General features: G+C 41.9%; 16 protein-coding genes, 1 other RNA gene and 1 other annotated feature. Of the genes, 3 read left to right on the forward strand and 14 right to left on the reverse strand.

From position 1 onward, the window contains the following. Positions 1 to 56: 56 nt before the first annotated feature. The 6 genes from ACZ5AE_RS22185 to ACZ5AE_RS22210 form a co-directional block, all read right to left on the reverse strand. Positions 57 to 674: a nucleotidyltransferase family protein gene (locus ACZ5AE_RS22185; protein WP_464566706.1), complete on the reverse strand. Its 618-nt coding sequence runs from the start codon at positions 672 to 674 to the stop codon at positions 57 to 59. A gap of 2 nt (positions 675 to 676) precedes the next feature. Beyond that, entirely contained in the window at positions 677 to 1864 is a 1188-nt protein-coding gene (gene larC2, locus ACZ5AE_RS22190) for a nickel pincer cofactor biosynthesis protein LarC2 (RefSeq protein WP_464566707.1), read from the reverse strand. A 1006-nt stretch (positions 1865 to 2870) separates the two neighbouring features. Then, positions 2871 to 3067: non-coding RNA, 6S RNA (gene ssrS, locus ACZ5AE_RS22195), on the reverse strand. A gap of 67 nt (positions 3068 to 3134) precedes the next feature. Continuing rightward, entirely contained in the window at positions 3135 to 4904 is a 1770-nt protein-coding gene (gene aspS / locus ACZ5AE_RS22200; protein ID WP_464566708.1) for an aspartate--tRNA ligase, read from the reverse strand. 15 nt (positions 4905 to 4919) lie between these two features. Beyond that, entirely contained in the window at positions 4920 to 6191 is a 1272-nt protein-coding gene (gene hisS, locus ACZ5AE_RS22205) for a histidine--tRNA ligase (RefSeq protein ID WP_464566709.1), read from the reverse strand. 147 nt (positions 6192 to 6338) lie between these two features. Then, positions 6339 to 6578: a binding site (T-box leader), on the reverse strand. Between the two features lie 62 nt (positions 6579 to 6640). After that, positions 6641 to 6817, reverse strand: coding sequence for a hypothetical protein (locus tag ACZ5AE_RS22210; RefSeq protein WP_213120054.1), 177 nt, complete (start codon positions 6815 to 6817; stop codon positions 6641 to 6643). Positions 6818 to 6981: 164 nt separating this feature from the next. Between ACZ5AE_RS22210 and ACZ5AE_RS22215 the strand changes: the two genes are divergently transcribed. Further along, positions 6982 to 8763, forward strand: coding sequence for an SH3 domain-containing protein (locus tag ACZ5AE_RS22215; RefSeq protein ID WP_464566710.1), 1782 nt, complete (start codon positions 6982 to 6984; stop codon positions 8761 to 8763). Positions 8764 to 8807: 44 nt separating this feature from the next. On the opposite strand, the gene dtd is transcribed toward ACZ5AE_RS22215, so the two are convergent. The 6 genes from dtd to ACZ5AE_RS22245 all read right to left on the reverse strand — a co-directional run bounded on the left by dtd (position 8808) and on the right by ACZ5AE_RS22245 (position 17373). Next, positions 8808 to 9248, reverse strand: a complete 441-nt coding sequence (gene dtd, locus ACZ5AE_RS22220) for a D-aminoacyl-tRNA deacylase (protein ID WP_464566711.1) — start codon at positions 9246 to 9248, stop codon at positions 8808 to 8810. A gap of 15 nt (positions 9249 to 9263) precedes the next feature. Beyond that, positions 9264 to 11459 (reverse strand): RelA/SpoT family protein, encoded by a 2196-nt coding sequence (locus ACZ5AE_RS22225; protein ID WP_464573708.1) that lies wholly within the window; start codon positions 11457 to 11459, stop codon positions 9264 to 9266. A 256-nt stretch (positions 11460 to 11715) separates the two neighbouring features. Further along, positions 11716 to 12228, reverse strand: coding sequence for an adenine phosphoribosyltransferase (locus ACZ5AE_RS22230; RefSeq protein WP_464566712.1), 513 nt, complete (start codon positions 12226 to 12228; stop codon positions 11716 to 11718). Continuing rightward, on the reverse strand, positions 12219 to 14582 hold the full coding sequence (gene recJ, locus ACZ5AE_RS22235) for a single-stranded-DNA-specific exonuclease RecJ (protein ID WP_464566713.1): 2364 nt from the start codon (positions 14580 to 14582) through the stop codon (positions 12219 to 12221). Before recJ ends, ACZ5AE_RS22230 begins: the two co-directional genes overlap by 10 nt. A gap of 113 nt (positions 14583 to 14695) precedes the next feature. Further along, positions 14696 to 16957: a protein translocase subunit SecDF gene (gene secDF / locus ACZ5AE_RS22240; RefSeq protein ID WP_464566714.1), complete on the reverse strand. Its 2262-nt coding sequence runs from the start codon at positions 16955 to 16957 to the stop codon at positions 14696 to 14698. A 131-nt stretch (positions 16958 to 17088) separates the two neighbouring features. Continuing rightward, positions 17089 to 17373 (reverse strand): post-transcriptional regulator, encoded by a 285-nt coding sequence (locus tag ACZ5AE_RS22245; protein ID WP_464566715.1) that lies wholly within the window; start codon positions 17371 to 17373, stop codon positions 17089 to 17091. Between the two features lie 129 nt (positions 17374 to 17502). Between ACZ5AE_RS22245 and spoVB the strand changes: the two genes are divergently transcribed. Continuing rightward, positions 17503 to 19056, forward strand: coding sequence for a stage V sporulation protein B (gene spoVB, locus ACZ5AE_RS22250; protein ID WP_464566716.1), 1554 nt, complete (start codon positions 17503 to 17505; stop codon positions 19054 to 19056). A gap of 138 nt (positions 19057 to 19194) precedes the next feature. Here spoVB and ACZ5AE_RS22255 read toward each other — a convergent pair whose 3' ends face one another. Further along, positions 19195 to 19857, reverse strand: a complete 663-nt coding sequence (locus tag ACZ5AE_RS22255; RefSeq protein WP_464566717.1) for a DUF421 domain-containing protein — start codon at positions 19855 to 19857, stop codon at positions 19195 to 19197. 231 nt (positions 19858 to 20088) lie between these two features. On the opposite strand from ACZ5AE_RS22255, the gene ACZ5AE_RS22260 reads away from it, so the two are divergent. After that, positions 20089 to 20478 (forward strand): TIGR04086 family membrane protein, encoded by a 390-nt coding sequence (locus tag ACZ5AE_RS22260; RefSeq protein WP_464573709.1) that lies wholly within the window; start codon positions 20089 to 20091, stop codon positions 20476 to 20478. Positions 20479 to 20528: 50 nt separating this feature from the next. Here ACZ5AE_RS22260 and yajC read toward each other — a convergent pair whose 3' ends face one another. Continuing rightward, positions 20529 to 20810, reverse strand: a complete 282-nt coding sequence (gene yajC / locus ACZ5AE_RS22265) for a preprotein translocase subunit YajC (protein WP_464566718.1) — start codon at positions 20808 to 20810, stop codon at positions 20529 to 20531. Between the last annotated feature and the right edge of the window lie 15 nt (positions 20811 to 20825).

A 20825-nucleotide genomic window follows, 5' to 3' on the forward strand; every position in this document is an offset into this window, starting at 1 on the left:
ATTTTATTATTTTTCACCTTAAAGAATATATCATACTTTCCTAAAAACAGAAGCACTTAGAATGATTTTTTTATCTTTTGGATAATCTTTTGATAATCCTCATAGGTGTCTGCATCTAAAATGGTCCCTTCGTCATCGATGGGAATTTGGTAATGTTTATTTGCAAACTTAAATATCGCTTTTGCCCCTTGATCACCTGTTATTTTATCAACATATGGAAAAAGCTGTGAAACGGGATGTCCAGGAACACTGTTGTAGGTTGGCTGAATAATGTACTTTGATTGATTTACATTCGTGTTCAAGATTGTCTGGATTATTTGTTGGATTGTCGTCTTTTTAAGTAAAGGCTGATCGCCGAGAAAGACCATTAGGCCGCAGGTTTCAGCATTGCATTGCTGAATAGCAGATTTTATTGAACTGCTTAACCCTTCATGAAAATAGATATTGCTTACCCATTTGAAGCGCTCGTTATGAATCTTTATGGAATCTTTAATTTCTTTTTCATTATAGCCAACGACTGCCATCACTTGTTCAAACGGGAATGATAAAACTTTTTGCAGTACCATCTCAAGCATTGGGATTCCTTGAATGGGAAGCAAAGGTTTAAAATCTCCCATCCTTTTGGAGCTTCCTGCAGCTAACACAACAGCTGTAATGGGAATCATATGGGCCATATTTAATCCCCAATCTGCTCATTGATTGCTAATTTCATCGCATATTGGTAAACCGTTTGAAACGGAACCCCGTGCACCCTTGCTGCCTTTGCAACATCCTCAAATTCCGGTGCTTGGTGGAGGATTTTTTTCCCCCTGCAAGCCTGCTTAACCTTAATTGGCCCATAGGGTGTCTCAACCTCAATAAAACTTCTGTCTAGAATATTGCGGCTCCACATGCTTCTTCGGACTCCTAGGGTAGTAGTCTCTTCCAATAAAATTTGTTCACAGCGGTCCGCCAGGTTTAAGGATACCAATACAGTTACAAGGGTGCCTGGCCGATTTTTCTTCATGTAAACAGGAGTATAAAAAACATCAAGAGCTCCTGCAGCCAGTAGACGTTCCATTGCAAATCCAAGACCTTCCCCTGTCATATCATCAAGTTGGGCCTCCAAGATATAAATAGACTCTCTTTCTTGATTGGGTTCAGGCTTCCCCGATGACTGGATGTTCGTTGGAGATATGAGTAAGGCTCGAAGAACATTTGGGTGGTCATTTTCACCAGCACCATACCCTACCTTGTCCACAACAAAATCGCCAATCGGCATAAACTTTTTCACAAGCGTCCGCAAGATTGCTGCCCCTGTTGGTGTGGTCAATTCCCCTTGGACGTTTAGTTCTGCAAGTGGAATCCCTTTTAGCAGCTCAAGAGTAGTTGGAGTTGGTATTGGATAAAGTCCTTGCGCCGTCATCTTGTGGCCAAAGCCTGCCGGAACGGGTGACGCGAATATTTCTCCGATTTCGAGGCTTTCAAGTGCCAGGCAGACACCAATGATCTCGATAATGGAATCTATTTCAAAATAAACATCATTGGAGTCGATTCCAAGTAGCTTTCCTTTGGCATTTGCGAATTCATGAAATATTGCCAAACTGCATTCCTTAGTTTTAGCTGGGAGTTCACTTTCTGCAATTATTTTAAATATCACTTGCGTACTCAAATGTTGATTTTTTTCCGATCCGTAAAAGATGCTTATTTTTTTTGCAGCAATGCCTTGTTTCGTAATATTATGTAATTCGATTCCAAACGGCTCTATTGGTAACTTTCTAATATGATCAACTATGTAAGAGATGTCGGCACCTAAATCGATTAGTGCTGCCAAAGCCAGGTCCCCGGCAATGCCAAAAGTACAATCAAGATAGAGCGTCTTCATGGTTAATCCCTCCTATCCTATTTTTCCAAGTGTTCGGGCTCATATAACCTCTCTATGCTACCGAACGTGCGCATTTTCCATGTGTTCGGCCTCATATTACCTCTCTATGCTACCGAACTGGCGCATTTTCCATTTGTTCGGGCTCATATAACTCCTCTATGCTTCAAGAGCTGGCGCATTTTCCATGTGTTCGGGCTCATATAAACCCTCTATGCTACCGAACTGGCGCATTTTCCATGTGTTCGGGCTCATATAAACCCTCTATGCTACCGAACTGCTGCATTATCCATTTGTTCGGGCTCATATAAACCCTCTATGCTACCGAACTGGCGCATTTTCCATTTGTTCGGGCTCATATAACCTCTCTATGCTACCGAACTAGCGCATTTTCCATTTGTTCGGGCTCATATAACCTCTCTATGCTACCGAACTAGCGCATTTTCTATGTGTTGGGGCTCATATAAACCCTCTATGCTACCGAACTGGCGCATTTTCCATTTGTTCGGGCTCATATACACCCTCTATGCTACCGAACTGGCGCATTTTCCATGTGTTCGGGCTCATATAACCTCTCTATGCTACCGAACTAGCGCATTTTCCATGTGTTCGGGCTCATATACCCTCTCTATGCTACCGAACTGGCGCATTTTCCATTTGTTCGGGCTCATATAACCTCTCTATGCTACCGAACTAGCGCATTTTCCATTTGTTCGGGCTCATATAACCTCTCTATGCTACCGAGCTGGCGCATTCTCCATGTGTTCGGGCTCATATAAACCCTCTATGCTACCGAACTGCTGCATTATCCATGTGTTCGGGCTCATATAACCTCTCTATGCTACCGAACTAGCGCATTTTCCATGTGTTCGGGCTCATATAACCCTTTTTTGCATCCGGGGAGTCGAAATTCCCATTGGATTGGTCAATTACAAACAGCAATATACCATTTTTTAAAATAAAAACCTTCTGCCATCAGTGACAGAAGGTTTGTTTGTGATAAAAAACGAAGAGTCCCAATGGTGCCGTCGCTTTTTGATCCTTCGTTTTGATCCCGCACTTAGCAGGGGGGTGTCCTATTCCTGTTATTGTAAGTCCCCTTACTCGCAAGGAGTGGGGCATTTACGCACTCAGAAAACTCCGGACTCCCAAATAAACAATGTTCGGTCAAAACTTCAGGTAACACAACGTACATTTCAGGACTCTTCTTGATTGATTTAATCATAGCATATTTTCAAAGCACCTTCAAGGTGACCACGTAAGCTAATGCCTGCTATTTATTAATTTTTAGTGACAAATTGAGTTCCTGTAATTGGGCCTCGGAAACCTCGCTTGGAGCAGCCATTAACAGGTCGCTTGCACTCGCTGTCTTAGGGAAAGCAATCGTATCGCGGAGGTTGGTGCTGCCTGCTAACAGCATAACCAATCTGTCGAGCCCAAGGGCAATACCGCCATGCGGTGGTGTACCGAATTCAAAGGCATTCAGCAGGAAGCCAAATTGTTCTTTAGCCTGTTCAGGCGTAAAACCAAGAACACTGAACATTTTCTCCTGAATATCCCGTTCAAATATTCTTAACGACCCGCCGCCTAGCTCATAGCCGTTTAGCACAAGGTCATAAGCTTGGGCGCGAACCTTGGATGGATCCGTATCCAAGTACTCGAGGTCTTCTCTGACAGGCATCGTGAATGGATGATGGGCTGCATAATAGCGGCCGTCTTCTTCTGAATATTCAAGCAGCGGCCAGTCTGTCACCCATAAGAAATTGAAACGGCTTTGGTCAATTAACTCCAATTCCTTTCCAAGCTTTAACCGTAAAGCTCCCAGCGAGTCAGCTACCACATTCTTTTTATCGGCAACAAACAACAGCAGGTCACCTACGGAAGCCTCCAGTGTTGCTTTTAGGGCTGCAGCATCCTCGTCAGAGAAGAACTTTGCAATCGGCCCCTTTAGACCATCTGCTTCTGCTTTTAACCAAGCCAGACCTTTCGCACCATAAACAGCCACAAAATCAGTCAACGCATCGATATCTTTTCGGGAGTATTGATCGGCCGATCCTTTTACATTAATAGCCTTCACTTGGCCGCCGCTTGAAACTGCAGAAGCAAATACCTTAAAGCCAGACTCCTTTACAATTTCAGAAACATCGACTAACTCCAACCCAAAGCGGGTGTCAGGCTTATCTGAACCGTACCGGCTCATTGCTTCATCATAGCCCATGCGCGGGAATGGCGTTGCCACCTCTACACCTTTTACTTCCTTCACCAGCTTGGACATCATTCTCTCCATTAAGGCCATTATGTCCTCTTGACTTAAAAAGCTTGTTTCAATATCGATTTGTGTGAATTCTGGCTGGCGGTCTGCACGCAGGTCTTCGTCGCGGAAGCAGCGGGCAATTTGATAGTAGCGTTCCACGCCGCCGACCATCAGTAATTGCTTAAACAGCTGCGGTGATTGCGGCAGTGCGTAGAATTCACCAGGATGCACGCGGCTAGGCACTAAATAGTCACGGGCTCCTTCTGGTGTACTTTTTGTCAAAATCGGTGTTTCAATATCCAAAAACCCTTCCGTATCAAGGAAATTCCTGATTTCTTTTGTCACTTGATGACGCATTTTTAATGTTTCAAAAATGACCGGACGGCGGAAGTCTAAATAACGGTATTTCAGGCGGACATCCTCAGATGCGTCAGTCCTGTCAGAAATGGTAAATGGAGGTGTTTTTGCCTCATTAATGATCGTTACCTTTTCTGCTTGAACTTCAATTTTTCCGGTTTTAAGATTTTCATTAATTGTTCCAGGTTCGCGGGCAATGACCGTGCCGACTACATCGAGAACATATTCATTACGGATTTTTTCCGCTGTTTCTAAAGCTTCTTTTGAAACATCCGGATTGAAAACAATCTGAACTATGCCGGATCTGTCCCGCAAATCAATAAAAATTAATCCACCCAGGTCGCGTCTTCTTTGAACCCAACCCTTTAACGTTACTTTTTCCCCAACTGCGGTCTCTGGAACTTCGCCGCAAAAATACGATCTCCCAAACATGCTATATATCCTCCTTTATGCTTGTAAACCTTGAAAATAGTTGACGAGGGAATTCAGTTCAATCTCCACCTGTTCGCCTGTCTCCATATTTTTTACATTAATTTTGTTATTTTTTAATTCATCATCGCCAAGAACAGCTACATAACGAGCCTGTAAACGGTCGGCAGCCTTGAATTGGGCTTTAATTTTTCGATTTAAATAATCCCGTTCTGCGGAAAAACCAGCCAAACGAAGCTGCTGCAGGAGGCCGACAGTGTAATCCTTTGCTTCCTCTCCAAGGGCGGCAAGGTAGCAGTCAATTCCTTGATTAATTTCCATTTCAATGCCCTCGGCTTTAAGTGCGGCAATGAAACGCTCAATACTTAAAGCAAAACCGATGCCCGGCGTTTCCGGACCGCCGATTTCCTCAACCAGCCCGTTATAGCGTCCGCCCCCGCAGAGAGTCGTAATGGCGCCAAAGCCCTCGGCATTACTCATAATTTCAAAGGCGGTGTGGTTGTAATAATCCAGACCACGGACAAGGTTTGGATCTACCTCAAATTCAATATCAAGCTGGGTTAAATACTGCTGGACTTTTCCAAAATAAGCTTTGGATTCTTCATTTAGATAATCAATGATGGACGGTGCCGTCTTCATTAGCTCATGATCGCGATCCTGCTTGCAATCCAAAATTCGAAGCGGATTTTTTTCCAGACGGTTTTGACAGTCCGAACAAAACTCACCAATTCTTGGTTTGAAGTGATTTATTAACGCTTCACGGTGCGCATTTCGGCTTTCCTTATCACCAAGGCTGTTAATAATCAGCTTCAGTTTTGATAAGCCCATTTCTTTATATAAATTCATTGCCAGCGAAATGACTTCCGCATCAATCGCCGGGTCGTTGCTTCCTAATGCTTCAACGCCAAATTGGACGAATTGGCGGAAACGGCCAGATTGGGGACGTTCGTATCGGAACATCGGCCCCATATAATAAAGCTTGACCGGCTGACCTGGAAGCCCAAACATCTTTTTCTCCACAAATGCCCGTACAGTGGATGCAGTTCCTTCCGGTCTTAGGGTAATGCTGCGGCCGCCCTTGTCTTCAAATGTATACATCTCCTTTTGAACGATATCGGTGGTGTCACCGACACCTCTAGAAAAAAGGTCAGTGTGTTCAAAAATAGGGGTACGGATTTCCTGGTATTGATACTTTTCACAAAGTTCTCTTGCCTTTTTCTCAATCCTTTGCCAAAGCTCCACTTCGCCAGGCAGAATATCTTGTGTTCCTCTTGGTATGCTAATCGACATAGTCGAAGACCTCCTTTGTAATGATTTTTTTATGTAGGGATGTTTTTAGATAAAGAAACTCACCGTTTGTCGAGCCCAAAATGGCGGTTTTTGAGGCGTTGTTGCACTTATAAGCCAAAATAAAAAACTCCCATCCCTTGTATAAAAACAAGGGACGGAAGTTTATTCCGCGGTGCCACCCTAGTTGAAGCACACTGAAATTCAGCGGCTTCCTCTCAAACAGTTAACGCCTGCCACGTTCTTCTCCTAATAGAGGAATACCCTTTTTCAGAGAGAAACCTACGGAGTGTTCATTCATTAAGATTCATGCAAAAATGCTTTCAGCCCAGGGCATTTTCTCTCTTTTCATGGATTGTCTTAACTACTATGCTCCATCATTGGATTTAGCAAATAATATTTTGATTATTTAATAATAATACGGAGCAATAGCAACTTTTGTCAAGCAAGTTTTAAGATCGCTCCAAACGTTTTTTTAGCTTTCTAACATCCCTCATCGTTAATCCAAATTCAGATGCAAGCTCATAGGAACCAGAATGCTGTTCTTTTTCGATAAAATCATGGAAATCCATTCCGAACAGCCGACCATTCATCGATTGGATGTTCATACCCTTGTCACTTGACCGCATCGCAAATCCCCCCTGTTTAAACTTCCTTTTGTGCTTATTATTTCCATCTCATGAGGAAAAATTTCATCCTTATTATTTTTTTATAATGCTAGTCCAAAAATGAACATTTAAGAAATGATTTTCAGAATATTTTACGTTAAAATAAAATGGTAAAGGAGGAAGATATGCACAAAAAGTTTAGTCTGCTATTATTATCTATCATTCTTTTTTTGGGGGCCTTCCTTCCTGAAGGAAAAAGCAGCGCTGCAAGCGGCAGCGTAACGATCGCTGTGGATTCGCTTAATGTCCGCACCGGACCCGGTTTAAGCTATCCATTATTGAAACAAGTGGAACGCGGCGAAACATTCCCAATCGTAAAAGAACAAGGCGAATGGATACAAATTCAAGTTTCCTTTGCCAAAACTGGCTGGGTAGTCAACTGGCTCGTAACAAAAGATAGTGAACAAACAGCCAAGGCCGTCTCCTCTTCTGGTCAATCTGCTGCAACTGCCAATTCTAGTCAATTAAGAATCCGAAGCGGCCCAGGGACAAGCTTCCGCGTCGTCGGCTCTTTAACAAAAGGGCAAGAGGTTAAGGTAATTGACCAAAATGAAAATTGGTACAAAATCTCCTCAATGTATGGGGAGGGCTGGGTTGCGAAAGAGTTTATTGATTTTAAAGTGACGGGCCAGAAGGAAAATAGTTCAACTACTAATGCGGGTAATAAAACAAGTACACATACCGATACGGGCAGTGTGATTGGTGACACGTTGAATGTAAGGCAGTCACCAGATGCAGCAAGTCCGATTATCGGGAAACTGACAAAAGGGACAAGTGTGGCGATTTTATCACAGCGAAATAAATGGGTACAGGTTAACTATTTAAATGTGAAGGGCTGGGTCAGCGCTGAATTTATTAACCTTGATTCAGAGGCCTCAAAAGATACAGCTAAAAGTAAGCAAACGACAGGTATGTCCGGTTCGGTAACAGCAGATAGTTTAAGAGTTCGCTCCGGGGCTACTCTAAATTCCTCAGTCATTGGAACTGTTACAAGAGGGCAGCGTTTTACCATCGTTGAGGAAAACAATAACTGGGTCAAAATAGAGTTAAAATCCGGAAGCCTTGGCTGGGTATCCGGTTTTTATCTGGATAAGACAGGAACAAAGACTTCTTCGGATACTGGAAAAACTGTAAAGGAAAATGCCATCACCATTCTTCAAAATGGTACTAACATCCGTAAATCGCCAAGCGTACAATCAGATGTAGTGGTGCGGGCAAATGAAGGAGAAACATATTCTGTCAGCAGTGTGCAAAATGATTGGTATGAAATTAAACTAAAAAATGGAAATACTGCTTATGTAGCCGGCTGGGTGGTCTCGGCTAACGGTTCTGCACCGCAGATTGAGAAAGCCGGAGCAGAAGGTTATTTAAAAAATAAAACGATTGTCCTTGACCCAGGCCACGGCGGCGGAGACAACGGAACAACGGGAGCGGGCGGGACATTAGAAAAGGAGTTAACACTTCGGACTGCACGTCTTTTATACGATAAATTGAAGGCAGCCGGAGCGAATGTCTATCTTACAAGAAACAATGATTCCTTTATTTCTTTGCAGTCACGGGTTGGAATGGCCCATTCCTATAATGCCGATGCTTTTGTCAGTCTTCATTATGATAGTAACCTAGATCGAAGTGTCCGGGGAATGACAGGCTATTATTATCATGTCTATCAAAAAAATCTGGCCGACACCTTATACAATTCTGCGGTAGGACAAGCTAAACTGAGAAATCGCGGAGTTCGCATTGGCGATTATCATGTCATTCGAGAAAACAACCAAAAAGCTGCACTATTGGAGTTAGGTTATTTAAGCAATCCAGAGGAAGAAATGACTTTGAAATCCCGTACTTACCAAGAAAATGCAGCATCTGGGTTATATGAGGGACTTGCAAGATATTTCAAAGCGTATTAAAAAGAGACTGACCAGGTCAGTCTCTTTTTAATGCTTTAAAGCAATTATTTACTTTCGACAATTAACGTTACCGGCCCGTCGTTAGTTAATTGCACATCCATCATGGCGCCAAATACGCCGGTTTCAACATGAACGCCTTTCTCGCGCATTAAGCGGTTAAAGGTTTCGTAGATTTTAATAGCATACTCGGGTCTTGCTGCTTCAATAAAACTTGGCCTTCTCCCATTTCGGCAATCCCCATATAGGGTAAATTGGGACACAGATAAAATTTCCCCTCCCGCATCAAGCAAAGACAGGTTCATCTTCTCATTTGCATCCTCAAAAATCCGCAAATTGACAATTTTGTCGGCAAGATAAGCAGCATCTTTTTCCGTATCGTCATGTGTGACTCCGACAAGCAGGACAAGACCTTTGGTAATTTGCCCCGTCACCTCGCCGCCCACTGTTACTTTGGCTGCCTTGCTTCGTTGAACTACTACTCTCATTTTAAAAAAAACTCCTTAATTCATCATCCGGCGAACCGAGTAAATATCGGAAATCTGTTTAATACGATCAACGACCTTTTGTAAATGTGCAACATTATGAATCGCAATAGACATGTTAATCATCGCCATCTTATTGCGGTCCGTTTTTCCGGATACGGCGGAAATATTAGTTTTCGTTTCGTTAACAGCCTGCAGAACCTCGTTTAACAGGCCTCTCCGGTCATAGCCGCTGATTTCGATATCGACATTGTATTCCTTCCGGTCATTTAAGGCAGATTCCCATTCTACCTGAATAAGTCTCGATTGAGCATCACCAGTGTCAATATTTGTGCAATCAGAACGGTGAACGGAAACGCCGCGTCCTTTCGTAATATAGCCGACAATTTCGTCCCCTGGAACAGGATTACAACACCTGGACAGCCGGATTAGCAGATTATCGATACCTTGGACACGGACACCGGATTCGCGCTTTTTAGACTGCGGGAAAGCCTTTAAATCAGTGATCGCATTGGCGATGCTTGCTGATTGCTCCTGATCACGTTTTTTGCGCCATTTTTCCGTTAAGCGGTTGGCTACCTGAAGGGCCGTAACCCCATTATAGCCGACAGCCGCATACATATCCTCTTCGTTGGTAAAATTAAATTTTTCTGCTACTTTTTTAAGATTGTCTGGCGTTAATATTTCTTTAATATCAAACTCCATATTCCGGATTTCTTTTTCAACCAGCTCTCTGCCCTTGATGACATTTTCATCGCGGCGCTGCTTCTTAAAGAATGCGCGAATCTTATTTTTCGCCTGAGAGGTTTGCGCCAGCTTCAACCAGTCCTGACTTGGTCCATAGGAATGCTTGGAGGTTAGAATTTCAATAATGTCGCCTGTTTTCAGCCTGTAATCAAGCGTAACCATTTTGCCGTTCACTTTGGCTCCAATCGTCTTATTGCCGATTTCTGAGTGAATCCGGTAAGCGAAGTCAATCGGAACAGAACCAGACGGCAATTCAATCACATCGCCTTTAGGTGTAAACACAAACACCATATCCGAGAAAAGGTCAATTTTTAAGGATTCCATAAACTCTTCAGCATTGGCTGTATCGTTCTGGAACTCAAGAATTTCCCTAAACCAGGTTAACTTTTGTTCAAAGGAAGAACTATCGTTGAGAGATTTCCCCTCTTTATAGGCCCAGTGGGCAGCCACCCCGAACTCGGCGATGCGGTGCATTTCAGACGTACGAATCTGCACCTCAAGCGGATCGCCCTTTGGACCGATAACCGTGGTATGAAGGGATTGATACATATTCGGCTTCGGCATCGCGATATAATCCTTGAAACGTCCCGGCATCGGCTTCCAGCATGTATGGATAATACCTAAAACGGCGTAGCAATCCTTTATGCTGTTGACGACAATACGAACAGCGAGCAAGTCATAAATTTCACTGAATTGCTTATTTTGCAAGGCCATTTTCCGATAAATGCTGTAAATATGTTTGGGACGTCCAGAAAGATCTGCTTTAATGGAGACATCAGAAAGGCGAGCCTTCACTTCGTCAATAACATCGTCAAGATATTGCTCCCGCTCCGCCCGCTTCTTCTTCATTAAGTTGACGATCCGGTAATATTGCTGCGGATTTAAATATCGTAATGCAGTGTCCTCAAGCTCCCACTTAATTGTTGAAATACCAAGACGATGGGCTAAAGGGGCAAATATTTCAAGTGTCTCATTGGCAATCCGACGCTGCTTTTCCAACGGAAGATGCTTTAACGTCCGCATATTATGCAAACGGTCGGCAAGCTTAATAAGGATAACCCTAATGTCCTGTGCCATGGCCACAAACATTTTCCGATGGTTTTCCGCCTGCTGTTCCTCATGAGATTTATATTTAATTTTCCCCAGTTTCGTAACCCCATCGACAAGCATAGCCACTTCGGCGTTAAAAATATGTTCAATATCCTTCAAGGAAACATTCGTATCCTCAACGACATCGTGAAGAAAACCTGCCGCCACCGTTGATGGATCCATTTCCAAATCAGCCAAAATGCCGGCGACCTGAATTGGATGGATAATATATGGCTCACCTGATTTACGATATTGATCACGATGAGCATGCTTAGCAAAATCATATGCTTTCTTGACTAACTCTACATGCTCTTCGTTTAAATATTTTCTTGTCTTGTCGATGACTTGGTCGGATGTTAACACTTGATCATTCGCCATGAAATCACCTTTTTTATTTTCCATCTCGTTTTATGAGCCAATCAGCATTCTTTTTATAGAATCTGACGAACTTGTTGTTTCTCTATATGTCAAAAAACGGAATTTGTATTTTTATATAAATTCAATCTAGGAAAAATTGTTCCTAAATTAGAATGATTGGTACTATTATCGAAAAAAATAACCAAGATGTAAAGAGTTTATTCTTTTTTGATTATATAAAGAGAGCACTCATGCTTTCGAGTGCCCCCATGAAACGTTAATACTGCATTAATGTTAGTATGTCATAACCATCAAGCTTACTTCTGCCATTCAAGTATGTCAATTCGATGATAAATGCGATTCCAGCCACTACACCGCCAAGCTGCTCAACCAGCTTAATCGTTGCATCAATTGTTCCGCCAGTTGCCAGCAAATCGTCCGTAATCAAGACACGCTGACCAGGTTTAATGGCATCTTTATGAATGGTTAAGACGTCAGACCCATATTCCAGTCCATAACTTACTTTAACTGTTTCGCGAGGAAGCTTTCCCTCTTTACGAACTGGAGCAAAGCCCAATCCAAGAGAATACGCAACCGGGCAGCCAATGATGAAGCCGCGTGCTTCGGGTCCAACTATAATATCAATGTCCTTATCCTTGGCATAGGCGACGATTTGGTCTGTCGCATATTTATAGGCTTCGCCATCACCCATTAATGGAGTAATATCTTTAAAGACAATACCTTGTTTTGGGTAATCCGGTACAATAGCCACAAACTTTGTTAAATCCATTCCTTTACTGCCTCCTCAATTACAACTGACTCACCAATAATCCCATCAAACCAGCCTTTCAATTCTTGATAGGATGAAAACAATAATTCCTTTTCAAGATCATATTGCTTCTTTTTCAATTGATAAGTTGGCGAATAAGTTAAATCACGCTTTTGCGCTGACCGATTTAAAGTAATAAAACCATTATTTATTGTAACAAAATCCAATTCATAAAACACCTTTGACATAAAATTAATCGTTTCTTTTGACCAACCGCGGTACTTGGCGATATCGTCGCCATACCTTTTCAGATCAATAGGTCCATTTTTTAAAAGAAAAGCATAATACCATTTAAAATGTTCTCTTGTCGGTAAGGTGCTGAAAAAATCGCTGGATTCTTTATAAAAATAAGCGTAAATCCTTCCCGGCTTATTCCCCTTTAACAATTCTGTTAAAAGCTCTTTTGAAGCGGGGAAATCTGCTAGTACAATGTTACCTTCAAAGCCATTAAAAGCACTCGCTTCAATTGTGTCCCGGATAATAATGCTTTCATGATGAAGGCTTGGAGCAAGTTTATCAAGATGGGATTGATTAAAAAAGATAATCTTCCTATCTTCTATAGGCACCGTAGCAGAAATACTATTCAGCCGCTTTTGGCCGCGAAAATCAAACAGCTGCCACGACTCTACTGCAATATCCTGAACCATGATTTGCGGTTTACGTATATTATTCCATTCATTAATCGATAATTCACCAATTAGCGAAATTTTAGCCGATGGCGAAATCTCATCAACAATGGAACCCAAACCGAAGCCTACTCCATCAAGATTGGCGTCATTTTCACTAAGCGTTAGTTTCATATGATTTTGTTCGCTGCCAATTTTTCTAATACTGGCCACATCCACCTGATCGATTAACACCTTTGGTTTGGAGTTATCCATTCCGAATGGCGACAGCAGGTTCATTTCTTCTAAGGAGGTTAGATGTATATCCTCTAGATGAACCATTTCATCAAGATAGGTGACTGGAATAAAATCATCATCTGTCAGGAGGTCATCGGCTAACTTATTTAAGCGTGCCCTTAGGAGAGATACGTCATCAATTTTCAGTGTCATTCCTGCAGCCATTGGATGTCCGCCAAAATGAGGCAAGATTTCTCTACAGGTTGATAGATTATGAAAAAGGTCAAAACCGGGAATACTTCGTGCCGAGCCCTTTGCCAGCCCTTTTTCATGGTCAAAACTTAGCACGATCGTCGGGCGGTAATATTTTTCAACCAGTCTCGAGGCGACGATGCCAATGACACCGGCATTCCAGCCTTCCTTGCCAATCACCAAAACCTTATTCGCCTCAATTGGGAAATTCTTTTCAACTTCCTCAATTGCCTCTTCAGTTATTGTGTTTACAATGGTTTGCCTTGTTTTATTGAGGGCATCCATCTCAGCCGCTAATTCCTCTGCCTCCGCAGGGTCATTGGTAAGGAGGAGATGGACCGCCAAATCGGCATCCTCCAGCCTTCCCACGGCATTGATACGAGGTGCAAGTGTAAATCCTATGGTTTCTTCATTTATTGATTGCAAATCCACACCAGCGATTTTAAAAATGGCTTTTAATCCAATGTTCTCGGTGACCTTCAATTTCTCTAAGCCTTTTTTGGCAATCAGCCGATTTTCATCTTTTAATGAGACTAAATCGGCAATTGTACCAATCACCGCAATTTCAAACAAATGCTCAGGCACTTTTCCATATAAAGCATGGGCTACTTTAAAGGCAACCCCCACACCGGCAAGTTCGCGAAACGGGTAAATACTGTCAGGCAGCTTCGGATGAATAATCGCCATAGCTTCCGGCAAAACAGGACCAGGTTCGTGGTGGTCCGTAATGATTAAATCCACACCCAATTCCTTTGCAACCGTTGCCTCATGAATAGCAGCAATTCCGGTATCTACGGTAATAATTAATTTTATTCCCGCTTCCGCCGCACGGCGAAATGCAGGCTCATTAGGGCCATAGCCCTCTGTAAAACGGTTTGGAATATAGAATTGGACGTCTGCCCCTAAATCTCTGAGTGTAATCATTAACACGGATGTACTACTGACACCATCCGCATCATAATCGCCAAATATTAGAATTGGTTCCTTCCGTTCGATTGCTTCACGAATTCTTTTAACGGCAATATCCATCCCTTTTAACAAATAGGGGTCGTGGAAGTCATCTTTTCCAAATAAAAAATACCGTGCAGAATCAACGGTATCTAATCCGCGGTTGACAAGCAGCGAAGCGACTAGAGGTGTAATTTTCAACTCGTTTTCCAGTTTTTTTACTAGGGTCGGATCTGATTCACGAACAATCCATCTTGTTTTAGACTTTAACATGTAGAAGTTCACCCCTTTAGACCTTCTTATTATACAGGAGCACGAGGTCCCTTTCAATGATGGATATATTAGCCAAAATAAAACCGCAGCATGGGCTGCGGTTTTGTTTTTTATTATACTTGCGGCTGATCCGAATACTTTCTTTTTTCTTTTACGGTTTTAATGACGCCTTTCTTTTTAAGCTCACGTGTCTTAAAGACGTACCATAATGGACCGGCAACACAAATGGATGAATACACACCAGTGATTAAGCCGACAAACAAGGCAATTGAAAAGTTCTGAATGGACGGACTGCCAAAGATTATCATTGCAACAACGGTTACTAATACCGTAAAGACTGTATTAATAGAGCGCGTCAATGTCTGTCTGATACTTACGTTAAGTACATCGGCAATATCTGCATTCGTTTTAAGACGCTTCTTCTTATGCATGTTTTCACGCATCCGGTCGAACGTAACAATTGTATCGTTAATCGAATAACCGACAATTGTTAACACGGCGGCAATGAACGTTAAGTCAACCTCGAGCCTTGTGATACTGAAGAAGGCAACCATGAAGAAGGCATCATGCAATAAGGAAACAATGGCGGAAACGGCCATCGCCCATTCAAAGCGAATCGTAACATAAAGAATAATCCCAATAGATGCGATGATCAGGGCAATAAACGCATTTTTTGCCAGTTCTTTACCGACCGTTGGCGAGACGGTGCTGACGTTAGGCTCTGACCCAAATTCCTTCTTAAAGTCTGATTTTAACTTAGCAATCTCATCCTTTGATAAAACATCCTTTGTCCGTGCAGAGGCTATTTCCTTTTTATCACCGGAAATTACAATATCATCCGGCGTAATATGGTGCTTGTTTAAGGCCGTTTCGACTGTTTGGGTTGTTAAAGGCGTATTAGATAAGACTTCAATCCTCGTTCCCTTTGAAAAGTCAATTGACAAATTCAAGCGGAACACAAGGAGCAGCACTAAGCCAATGGCAAGCAGCACTCCGGAAATAATGAAGAACACCCTTCGGCCTTTCACAAAATCCAGCTTATCAAATCGGGTTGGTAAATCCAATGTATCAAAGTTTTCGTTTATATCCTTAATGGCAGACTTCTTAACCGCAAACCAGCCTGGTTTTTTATTCAAAAAGCCACTGTTTACCCAGAGTCCTAATAATAATCGGGAAGCAAAGACGGCTGTCACAAAGCTTAGCAAGATACTTACCAACAACATCGTTGCAAAACCTTTAACCGAGCTTGTACCATAGAAGAACAGCACGCCGGCAGCCAAAATCGTTGTCAGGTTGGCATCAAGAATCGATGAAAAGGAGTTCTTGCTTCCAGCTTGGAATGCGGACTTAATGGATTTACCAACCTTAATTTCTTCCCGTATCCTCTCATAGGTGATGATGTTAGCGTCAACGGCCATCCCCACCCCGAGGATTAAGGCGGCAATACCCGGCAGCGTCAGCACTCCGTTCATCCAGTCAAAAATGAGTAAAACGAGATAAATATAAATCGATAATGTAATTGTTGCAATAAATCCAGGGAAGCGATAATAAACAAGCATGAAAAGATAAATAATGGCGATACCGATAATACCGGCTAGAATTGTTTCGTTTAATGCCTGTTCACCAAAACTAGCCCCGACAGATGTAGAATAAACTTCCTTCAGTTTAACTGGCAGAGCACCGGCATTTAAAAGCGAGGCTAATGTTTGTGCTTCCTCAGCAGTAAAGTTACCGACGATAGAAACTGTATTCTGGTTAAAGACTTGATTTACTGTTGGAGCAGAAATGTATTTGGGATCTTTTTTCGTTACTTCATTTTTAAAGGAGTCTTTTCCTTCTTCAAAATCCATCCAAATAACGAGAACATTCGGTGACGTATTGACTATTTCTTGGGTTACCTTTTTGAACGTGTCAGCACTTTTTAACGTTAAAGAAACACTGGGTTTTCCATTTTCGTCAAAGGTTTGCTTCGCGCCGCCTTCCTTTAAATCAGTCCCATCCATCTTAAGTTGATCATTGGCATCACGGAAGGTAAGATTCGCTTGGGTAGACAAAATTTCCCGCGCTTGGTTTTGATCTTCGACCCCGGCGAGCTGGACGCGAATCCGGTTGGTTCCTTCAATTTGAATATTCGGCTCACTGACACCGAGCACATTAATCCGCTTATCGAGCGCTTTAGCCGTGCTGGCCAAGACATCTTTGTCAATTTTCTGACCTTTTTTCGCCGGCTGCACCTCATATAAAACTTCAAATCCCCCTTGAAGGTCCAAACCAAGCTTGATGTTTTTCGTAATTCCTTTTGTTGTAATTCCCATCATACTTCCTATTAATACAAGTATTAATAGGAAGGCCAAAATTCGACTGCGTTTCACCATTATGTATTGTTCCTCCTTAAATAAACCAAAAACACCGTTTGCTTTTTCTTAGTCCAATACTGTCCAAAATCACTTCCTTCATTATGGAATATGTCAACCCGCACTGTCAATTTAGAAAAAGATAGTTAATATTATTTTAAAAGTTCTTTCCATTCCTCTTCATCTTCAAGAGAGAATTCGGCAGTTTTATATGTTTCAATCGTTGCAAAACTGATGTAATCACTTACCTTAATGGAGAAAATATCCTGGATGATTTCATAAAGTTTCTTTTCGTCCGTTACCTTTCTCCACTTTTTCTTGGTCAGGTATTCCCAAAGCTCTGTTTCGCTGATTGAATCATAACCCAGCAAACGAAATTCTTCCAGCTTGCTCACCATAGCAGGTTTTACTTGAGTACGAAATTGTCCATAATCCATCTTCATTTCCCCCCGAAAGAAGTATCCATAAATTAAACTGCCGTACAAATGCTTGTCATGCTTTGTCCACCATATCGCATATAGATAATTGTATATGATATCGCCTATTTTGAGAAGGTGGGAAGTAGTATGTCAAAGTTTTTAAAGGGGACTTTCATCCTATTAGTAGCCGGCTTAATTACCAGAGTCCTTGGTTTCATTTATCGGATTGTCCTGGCGCGCAGCATTGGTGAAGAAGGCGTCGGCTTATATATGATGGCTTATCCCACATTTATCCTTGTGGTGACGATTGTACAGCTTGGGTTACCGGTGGCTATATCGAAAAATATCGCTGAAGCAGAGGCAAAAGGAGATCGCGCCGAGATTAAAAAAATTCTTGTCGTCTCCCTTGCCACAACGATTACACTTTCCATCATTATAACGCCTGCATTATTATTACTGGCACCAGTTTTGTCAACAACACTTTTTACCGACCCAAGAACCTATTATCCTTTGATGGCAATTGCACCGGCGATTCCCATTATCGCAATTTCTTCTGTGTTAAGAGGATACTTCCAAGGAAGACAGAACATGCGGCCTTCAGCTATATCGCAAATATTAGAACAGCTTGTCCGGATTACCTTAATTGCCGTCATGACCAAAGCTTTTCTCCCTTATGGAGTCGAATATGCGGCTGCAGCGGCGATGGCAGCTTCCGTATTAGGAGAAGTAGTTTCTCTTATTTACTTAATGACAACCTTTAAATTTAAAAAACGCTTCAGGCTGCGCAAGAACTTTTTCCAGTTTGTCCATAAGGGGAAACAAACCTTTAAAGATCTGATGGAAATCGCGATTCCGACATTGGGAAGCCGAATGATTGGGTCCGTTTCGTGGTTTTTTGAGCCAATTGTGGTCGTTCACAGCTTGGCAATTGCTGGTGTGATGGCGGTTGATGCGACAAAACAATACGGCGCCCTGACAGGTTATGCAATGCCGTTGTTGATGCTTCCTTCTTTTGTGACTTTCTCGTTGGCTACTTCCCTTGTGCCTGCCATCAGCGAAGCAAATTCGCAGAAAAACTATAAATTAATAGAATACAGGCTCCAACAGGCATTAAGATTGACTTTTTTGACAGGTGGACTTGCAGTCATCGTGCTTTATGTGTTAGCGGATCCTCTAATGCAGTTGATGTATGGTTCCACAAAAGGGGCTTATTTTATCCGGCTGATGGCGCCATTCTTTTTGTTTTATTATTATCAAGGACCGCTTCAGGCCGTCCTTCAAGCATTGAACTTAGCAAGAGCGGCGATGATTAATAGTTTAATCGGGGCAATTGTGAAAACGGCCGTGATCTTTATCCTCGCCGCCCAGCCTGCCTTCGGAATTACCGGTGCTGCACTAGGGATTATCGTGGGCTTTGTGGCTGTTACCCTCCTTCACTTTGCAACCGTCTTAAAAAGGATTTCCTTTCCTTTTTATATCCGCGATTACTTAAAAGGATTTTTCGTTATGGGGGCATCAGGATGGCTGGGATTCTGGCTATTTGATAACATGATTTTATCAGAACCTTTAGCTGTGAGAGTTCTGGCCGCTTTATGTGCGATGAGTATATCTTATTGTTTGATGCTTTTATTATTTGGCCTAATTAAGAAAGATGAACTGCAAAGAATCCCATGGATTAAAAAATTTTTTATAGCAAAATAAATGAAAACTCGCCGATTGGCGAGTCGGATAGACGGTTTATTAGGCGTAGTTGAATTTATGCGTTAAGAAAGGATAAATCCGGAAAAATTTATCCTTTCTTATTAGCAATGAAGACACACTCATTTCTTAGCGCGTCTTTTATTCTTCATCTAATAAATCAATAAAAAATTTTCCGTTTTCATAACTGCAGAAAGAAATTTTTTTGATGTCACGGTACCCCCTTTTCTTTAATTCCTGACGAAGCCAAAGGTTTGTTTTGTTTATTTTTTTTAAATTTTCCTCATCGATCGTCCCGTCCATGATTAATGGAATGGTGATATCGCCATTTTTCGGCTCGTTTTGACTTCCCTTCTGTCTTTCAATTACGGATAGGCTTCCAGAGGACTCTAAAATAGCAAACTCAACATCTGCAATGCTGCGAATGTCCTTCTCTCTTAATTGGGTCAATAAATCATCAAAATTATAGCGCTGTTTCCGCATTGCATCTTCGTCTACCTTCCCCCTGTTAATGATAACAGTCGGCTTTCCATCGACCATATCGCGAAACCTTTTACTTTTTAGGGAAAGAAGCGCCATTGAAATTTGTATAATCATGAGCAAGAACATCGGAAAAACAGCATGAAATAATTTAACATTTGGTCTTTCGATCGCGACAACGGCCAACTCACCAATCATGATAAAAACAACAAGATCAAGAATACTAAGTTCCCCAATTTCCCGTTTTCCCATTAAGCGAAAAATGACAAGAATAACAGCATATAAAAAAAGCGTTCTAAAAAGTATCGTTAGAAAATCTTCCACCCTATTGTCGCTCCTTTAATTGCATTCCATTATATTGTTTGCCCTTAAGAAAAAATCATGAAAGGAATAATATCCCAAATTTATTTTTAAGTATAAACGAAAATTTCATTCTACTTTGTTGCCCTTCTGAATACGCTTGTACTAGGAACAAAACTGTATTCCGGGGCTTCATAAAAAAATTTCCAAGATAGATTAAATTTAGCCCGGCAGGAACAAAAGGGGGAGAGAGCCATCGAATCAAAGAGCTTTGGTACAGCCATACTGTACGGATTGATTTTTATTTTCTCATTTGCAAGCATTGCCAGTCTTATTTTTTCGGTAGTTTTAAGATTCACATCCGCCCAGGAGTCAACGCTTCAATATGTGGTTACGGCCCTATCATTTATTGGCTTGTTTGGGGGCGGTTTTCTGTCCGGCGGCAAGCGGAAAGAAAAGGGCTGGCTGATCGGCGGCGTTACTGGTCTGATTTACTCAATAATCGTCTTTTTATTTCAATACCTCGGCTATGACCGGCTGTTTTCTGTTGAGCAAGTAATCTATCATACCTGCTATACATTAATTTCAATGATGGGCGGAATTTTAGGAGTTAATATTGCTACTAATAATTCAAGAACAGCATAAAGCCTAAAACATGAAAAAAGGAAGCTGTTGATCCAGCTTCCTTTCCTGTTTTATACTTGTGCTTCCTTACTTGACTCAGTCACTTCGCGAATGGCGTTGCGGTCATATGTAAGACGGCTTCCATCGCCACATTTGATGACAACTTTATTTTCATCGATTGAATCGATAAAACCATGCAAGCCGCCAATCGTGACAATCTTGTCACCCTTTTTCAATTCATTTTGCATGTTCTGAACCGCCTTTTGACGCTTCTGCTGCGGGCGAATTAACAAGAAATAAAACAAGACAAACATTAAAATTAATGGAACGATTGTACCTAATCCACCTGACATCCTTTTTCCCTCCTT

The sequence above is a fragment of the Neobacillus sp. S1227 genome (assembly GCF_055385255.1).